Origin of the sequence: Fodinibius halophilus (assembly GCF_011059105.1) — a bacterium.
GTDB classification, from domain to species: domain Bacteria; phylum Bacteroidota; class Rhodothermia; order Balneolales; family Balneolaceae; genus Fodinibius; species Fodinibius halophilus.
Window position 1 is genome coordinate 1 of the sequence record NZ_JAALLS010000054.1, and the last position, 2,367, is coordinate 2,367.

Genomic DNA, 2,367 nt, shown 5'->3' on the forward strand with positions numbered 1-2,367 from the left:
TCCGGCGCCTGCAGCTGTAGCGCCATCCGTTATACCCATTTTTACCAATCTAAAATAGACAACAAAGTATGAAAAGAAGTGCTCAACAAATTAATGAATTGATTAACGATGGAAGTTCTGTGTATTCAGCTACTTTTATATTTCGCATTAAAAATTATGATTCAGAATTTGAGCGCTTAAATAATATCATAGATAAAGTTGCAAATACTAATCTTGGCTTTTTAGGTAAAGAAAGTTGGTCAAATGAAGAAGAAAATAAAAGATCAGTAGTTTACTATTGGGATAGCTTAGAATCATTGCAGAAGTTTTCAAATCATCCAGACCACCAAAAAGCCAAGCAGAATTATGAAAAATGGTATAGTGGTTATGAAGTTATCATTTCAAAGGTGTTGACATTCAAGTCAGATAATGGCCTTTAAATGGTGTTATCTTTATCACACTTTGATGTTGTCACTGATCGCGCCAAAAAGCTGTTGGATAATTTCTTAGTTAATGGCATAAACCAGTCAAGAATAAGTCCACCGAAACAAACGGTTAATACCGTTCCGATGCCAATTGGTCCATTTAAAGCCAATGCCAATACCAGGAATACTAGGTAAATAAATGTTCTCGAAAAAAATAGGCTTGTTCTGGCTAATTCCTGTATGGTTAATGTTAATCGATCGATAGGTATGGGGGTAAAATTAGTTTGCAAGTACATTGCCGTTCCTAACCCTATAACAATTAATCCAATACCAAAACAAATTGCTTGGCTAAACCAAACGTTAGGTGTAATAGTATTGTGAAATAGAAAAAGCCATATATCAATACCAACCCCCGTTACAAAAGCTGTTACTAACCCTAGTATTTCTGGCTTGTCTTTTTTTAGCAATGAATCACAGCCTATTAACAAGGAAGATATTATTATCTCCCAGCTTCCCACAGTAAGGCCGATATCCTTTGCTAATCCTACCAAAAGAGCATCAAATGGGGAAGTTCCAAGGTTGGATTGTATAGTTAAAGAAATGCCAAGTGTTAAGATTAAAATTCCAAATACGTAAAAAATATACTTCGCGTGCATGGGCCTTATTTATTTGTTGCAAATGCAACATTTTAAATTTATTTTAGAGTAACGATATTTTGTTGCAATTACAACATTAAGGTGTAAAGACAATTATTATGAGTACAATCCTCCGGGAAATTGGAATGATTGCAAGGGCTTTAGATTCGATAAGCAATATTGAGTTTAAAGAACTTGATTTGGCAAAAGGGCAATATTTGTATCTCGTTCGAATATGTGAACATCCTGGCATCATTCAAGGAGAGGTAGCTAAGATGATAAAAGTAGATCGAACAACCGCTGCTCGTGCAATAAAAAAGCTAGAAAGGAATGGCTTTATCGAAAAAAGAGGTGATAAAAATAATAAAAAAATAAACAGGCTCTTTCCTACTGATAAAGGAGAAAATGCTTACTCCTTTATAAAAAGGGAAAATGACTATTCTGAAGATGTTGCGTTAGAGGGACTTACCAAAAAAGAGTCTAAAACCCTTTTTAACCTTCTTCAAAGAGTAAGAAAAAATATAGAAAAGGACTGGGAATTTGTGAAAAAAGGAAACAAGCGTAACTATTAATTATTGAAGCATGCTTCATACCAACGGAAGCAAATTAGTTTAGTAACATAAATAATCCTTTAAATAAAAAACTGCTAATAAAAATAATTACCCATACCAATGGATCTGGATTTTAACACTTGTACATTATCTGATATTGAACTTCTTTCTGAAGTAGCTAAAGAAACATTCCATGAAACATTTGCGGATATGAATAGCTCCGAAACAATGGCTGCATATTTGGAATCTGCATTCAATAAAGAGCAACTTAAAAAGGAAATAAGTAATCCCAACTCCCTTTTTTTATTTCTATATAGTAATGGAGAATTGGCTGGATATCTTAAAGTCAATGAAAATGAAGCACAGACAGAATTCCAAGATAAGGATGGATTAGAAATAGAACGTATATATCTTAGAAAAGAGTTCCAGGGCCAAGGTCTGGGCAGTACGTTACTCGAAAAAGCCATTTCTATTGCTAATAATCGAAATAAAAGGTATATCTGGTTGGGAGTATGGGAACATAATGAACAGGCTATTTCTTTCTATGAACACAAGGGGTTTATAACAATTGGAAGCCATAGTTTCTTAATGGGTGAAGAACAACAGAAAGATTACATAATGCGAAAAGAGCTTAGTTAAAGATTGGGTATAACCCACGCATTAAGCGGACACGCCTCGCCAATTCTTTGCCCCTCTTGGTTTTGAGTCTCCTCTTTCGTTAGTTGCTAATTCAACATCAATCTGCGTGCAGCTTATGCGCAATGTCGTTATTTTGCC

The 2,367-nt window shown here is 34.5% G+C and carries 4 protein-coding genes; 3 read left to right on the forward strand and 1 reads right to left on the reverse strand.

Going from position 1 to position 2,367, the window contains the following annotated elements; translation table 11 throughout:
* Window positions 1–68: 68 nt before the first annotated feature.
* Window positions 69–419 (forward strand): antibiotic biosynthesis monooxygenase family protein, encoded by a 351-nt coding sequence (locus tag G3569_RS18090; RefSeq protein ID WP_205720288.1) that lies wholly within the window; start codon window positions 69–71, stop codon window positions 417–419.
* On the opposite strand, the gene G3569_RS18095 is transcribed toward G3569_RS18090, so the two are convergent.
* On the reverse strand, window positions 416–1,060 hold the full coding sequence (locus G3569_RS18095) for a YczE/YyaS/YitT family protein (protein ID WP_165271491.1): 645 nt from the start codon (window positions 1,058–1,060) through the stop codon (window positions 416–418). The two genes, G3569_RS18090 and G3569_RS18095, sit on opposite strands and share 4 nt — an antisense overlap.
* Before the next feature lie 98 nt (window positions 1,061–1,158).
* Here G3569_RS18095 and G3569_RS18100 point away from each other — a divergent pair, with 98 nt between their 5' ends.
* Window positions 1,159–1,611: a MarR family winged helix-turn-helix transcriptional regulator gene (locus G3569_RS18100; RefSeq protein ID WP_165271492.1), complete on the forward strand. Its 453-nt coding sequence runs from the start codon at window positions 1,159–1,161 to the stop codon at window positions 1,609–1,611.
* A gap of 99 nt (window positions 1,612–1,710) precedes the next feature.
* The gene (locus tag G3569_RS18105; protein WP_165271493.1) at window positions 1,711–2,229 is read left to right on the forward strand and encodes a GNAT family N-acetyltransferase; all 519 of its coding nucleotides are present in this window, start codon (window positions 1,711–1,713) and stop codon (window positions 2,227–2,229) included.
* Window positions 2,230–2,367 lie beyond the last annotated feature (138 nt).